Source organism: Pseudescherichia vulneris (assembly GCF_902164725.1).
Classification (GTDB): Bacteria; Pseudomonadota; Gammaproteobacteria; order Enterobacterales; family Enterobacteriaceae; genus Pseudescherichia; species Pseudescherichia vulneris.
Genome location: NZ_LR607338.1, coordinates 1,961,621 through 1,965,522 on the forward strand (window position 1 = coordinate 1,961,621; position 3,902 = coordinate 1,965,522).

General features: G+C 58.1%; 4 protein-coding genes. All 4 read right to left on the reverse strand.

Annotated elements, in window-relative coordinates:
* Window positions 1-631, reverse strand: a 631-nt coding sequence (locus FN633_RS08380) for a methionine ABC transporter permease (RefSeq protein ID WP_208674177.1), incomplete at its 3' end; no start/stop codon positions are given.
* On the reverse strand, window positions 628-1,416 hold the full coding sequence (locus FN633_RS08385; protein WP_154057396.1) for a methionine ABC transporter ATP-binding protein: 789 nt from the start codon (window positions 1,414-1,416) through the stop codon (window positions 628-630). The genes FN633_RS08385 and FN633_RS08380, both read right to left, overlap by 4 nt.
* A complete protein-coding gene (locus FN633_RS08390) occupies window positions 1,413-2,219 on the reverse strand; it encodes a MetQ/NlpA family ABC transporter substrate-binding protein (RefSeq protein WP_154057397.1) in 807 nt (268 codons plus the stop codon). Before FN633_RS08390 ends, FN633_RS08385 begins: the two co-directional genes overlap by 4 nt.
* A gap of 35 nt (window positions 2,220-2,254) precedes the next feature.
* Window positions 2,255-3,283, reverse strand: coding sequence for an isopenicillin N synthase family dioxygenase (locus FN633_RS08395; RefSeq protein ID WP_154057398.1), 1,029 nt, complete (start codon window positions 3,281-3,283; stop codon window positions 2,255-2,257).
* Between the last annotated feature and the right edge of the window lie 619 nt (window positions 3,284-3,902).

Genomic DNA, 3,902 nt, shown 5'->3' on the forward strand with positions numbered 1-3,902 from the left:
GCCGATCGCCGGTCATCTGTACCCCCTGCACCAGCACCACCAGAATGATCACCGTGCCCACCATCACCTGATCGTTAAAGCGCTGGTAGCCGTAGCGAATAGCGAGATCCCCCAGCCCGCCGCCGCCAATGACGCCCGCCATCGACGAGAAGCCAATCAGCATGACGATGGTGAGGGTGATCCCCGCCAGCAGGGCCGGCAGCGCCTCTGGCAGCAGCGCTTTGGCGATAACGTGCCAGACGCCGCCCCCCATCGACAGAATGGCCTCGATACGGCCATAGTCCACCTCGTCCAGCGCGTTTTCTGTCAGCCGGGCAAAGAAGGGAAACGCGCCGATAGTGATAGGCACCACGGCGGCGGTGCTGCCCAGGGTGGTGCCTATCAGCAGCCGGGTAAAAGGGATCAGGGCAATCAGCAGCACAATAAAAGGCAGCGAGCGGCCAATATTAATTATTGTCCCCAGCACGGCATGGGTTTTAGGCATCGGCAGCAGGCCGCTCGCCCGTGTGACATAGAGTAAAACGCCGATGGGCAGGCCAATCAGCACGGTGAAAAAGGCGGCCAGCGCCACCATGTAGACGGTCTCCAGCGTGCCATTAAGCAGCATCGGCCAAAGTTCATCCCAGCTCATGCTACGCATAGCGGCCTCCCGTTTAAGCCATGCCGTTGTAGAAACAGACGTTCCGCCTGCGGATCGGGCAGCAGCGCCTGGCGCAGGCGCGACCACGGCGTGACCAGCAGATCGGCAATCTTTCCGCTTTCAATCAGCTCGCCGTTCTCCAGCAGCGCCGCATGATCGCAGAGGCTTTTTACTACCTCCAGCTGGTGAGTGATCAGCACAATGGTCAGGCCAAGCTGGCGGTTGATATCCGCCAGCAGGCTCAGCACCGACTGCGTGGTCTCGGGATCCAGCGCACTGGTGGCTTCGTCGCAGAGCAGTACCTGCGGGCGCGCCGCCAGCGCCCTGGCAATACCGACGCGTTGCTTCTGCCCGCCGGAGAGCTGCAAGGGAAAAGCCTGCGCCTTATCGCTCAGCCCAACCAGGTGCAGCAGCTCATCGACCCGCGTCCGGCGCTGCGCTTTGGCAACGCCGGCAATCTCCAGCGGCACGGCAACGTTGTCTGCCACGCTGCGAGCGTGCAGCAGATTGAAGTGCTGAAAAATCATGCCGGTTTGCAGACGGTGGGCGCGCAGGGCCGCTTTATCGAAACCGGTAATGTCGTGCCCGTTGACCAGGATACGGCCATGGGTTGGCCGCTCCAGCAGATTCAGGCAGCGGATCAGCGTGCTTTTACCCGCACCGCTGCGCCCGAGAATGCCGTAAATGGCTCCTTCGGGAACGGTTAACGAGATGTCGTTCAGCGCCGGTCGGCCTGCTCCGGCATAGCTTTTACTCAGCCCTTCAATCACAATCATGACTGCGGTGCGACCGGAATAACCGAGCCGTTATAGTTTTTACGAATAAACTTGGCCACCTGCGGCGAGGTCAGATCCTTCGCCAGCTCTTTGATGCGCGGATCGTTAGCCAGCGCCGGGTTGGTCACCAGAATATTGGCGTAGGGATTATGCTCGGCGCTCTCCAGCCCCAACGCATCTTTAGCAGGCGTCAGGCCCGCCTCCAGCGCATAGTTGCCGTTAATGACCGCCAGATCGACGTCGTCCAGCGAGCGAGGGATCTGCGGGGACTCAATCTCAAGAATTTTGATGTGCTTTGGATTCTCGGCAATGTCCTTCGGCGTGGCGAGGGTAGTGGCCGGATCGGTGAGCTTCGCGTTGAGCTTAATCAGCCCCTGGCTTTGCAGCAGGAACAGGGAGCGGCTCAGGTTGGTAGTGTTGTTCGGTACCGCCACCGTGGCGTTATCTGGAATCGACTTGAGATCTTTATATTTGCGCGAGTAGATGCCCAGCGGTTCAATGTGCACCGTCGCCGCGACGGCAAAGGTTTTGCCCAGCGCTTTCTCCTGATCTTTGAGATACGGAACGTGCTGGAAATAGTTAGCGTCAACGTCGCCGTTAGCCAGCAGCTCGTTGGCATTAACGCCACTGGTCAGCTCCACCACCTTGATGTCCAGCTTCGGATCAAAGGTTTTGATGTAGTTCAGGATTTCCGCGTGCGGCACGGCGTCGGCAGCGATGCGTAACGCTTCCGCATGGGCAGAACCCCATGCCAGAGACAGAGAGAGTGCCAGCCCGGCCAGTTTAAATGCTGCAGGTTTCATGATTTTTATCCTTATCGTTATGTCAGGGGGGTTAATCAGGCAATCAGTTGCTCACTGCGTTCGCGCAGCACGTCCCGGTAGTAACGCTCGGCCACGTCCGGATGGGATCGCAGTCGTCCTTTGAGGTAGTTCCAGCCCACGTCGCGCAGCAGCGGATTGAGCGGATCGCTCTCTGGCCCCTGCGCCTCCTGGGCCAGCCGCTCGGGCAGGGCATAGACCGGTACAACCGCATCCAGCTGTGCGCCGAGGAAGAAAGCGATCGACAGCCGCTCCTGGCCAGCTGCGGGGGAGACCACCCGATGCACCGTGGCGCGCAGATAGCCGTTGGTGGCCAGCTCCAGCAGCTCACCAATGTTCACTACAAAGCTTCCGGCCAGCGGGGCGGCATCCAGCCAGCGGCCCGGAGCGACCTCCACCTGCAATCCTCTCTGCTCATCCTGCAGCAGGAAGCTGAGGAAACCCGAGTCCTTGTGCGCGCCGACGCCCTGCTGGCTCTCCGTGGCAGGCTGGCCGGGGTAACGGATCAGCTTGATATGCTCGTTGGGTTTATCGCCGTACAGCGCATCAAAGGCGTCGGCGGGCAGGTTTAGCGCCTGGGCGAAGGCGCGCAGCAGGCTGAGGGCCATGCGGGTCATTGCTTTTTGCCAGGCGAGCAGGGCAGGCTTCAGCGTCGGCTGCGCCTCTGGCCACAGGTTCGGTCCTTGCAGTCGTTGCCAGCGAGGATCGTCCCCGGCCACGTTCAGCGCCGGACGCTCAGCGCCAATATCAAACTGCTCGCGCCAGTCCGGCTGGCCGCGGGTTAGCTCAGAGGCCGCACGGTTATAGCCGCGAAAATGGGGCGAGTGGATCATGGCGACCTGCTGCTTCTCCGCATCGGAAAGCGCGAAGAAGTGGCGGGCCTCCTGCTGGACGGCGTGCTGCAGAGCGTCGTCCACGCCGTGATTCACCAGATAGAAAAAACCGATATCCCGCGCAGCATTACGCAGCTGTTCCAGAAAGGCGGGACGCTCGTCGGGATCGGAAAAGTGCGACAGGTCAAGAATGGGCAGGCGGGTAGCGGTCATGGCTGGCTCCTCATAGTGGCTTTCTGGCAGAGTGCCCTAACGCCCTATTTTCAACCAATAACCTTCTTTTCTAATTTATGACCGAGCAGGATCACGTGCTTTTGCGAAAAAAGCATAAGGCAGATGTGGCGGGGGAGCGGGCTTGCGGCGGGCCAAAATGATAAGAGCCCTGACTTGAGAAGCCAGGGCTCTTAGGGTACTACTGATATTGCGTTTAACATTAAGGAACTTAATTACATGATACTACTTATGGTACTGCTTTAAATGTACACGTTTAAGGTTCTTCACCTCGGTACTCAAGTACACACCCTTCGCGATATCAACTATTTGATGCGTGGCCTTACTTCCATTGCGATTTAAAACATAACGTTTTAACTCACAACCCATACAACATTAAAACAGAGCCTTACATCATCGCGATTTCGTTCACACCCTGCGATTGTAGAAACTGACTACGTGGCCTTAAAGCGTCATCGGGTAGGCTTGCAACTGATTTACGCTACGCCGACTCTCCCATACAACAATACTTCGTGGCCTTTATCGCATTCATACATTACATCTTAATACCTAACATCTTACTGCTTAACAGCGTTCTCACTAAGCAACGTTGTTATCTATA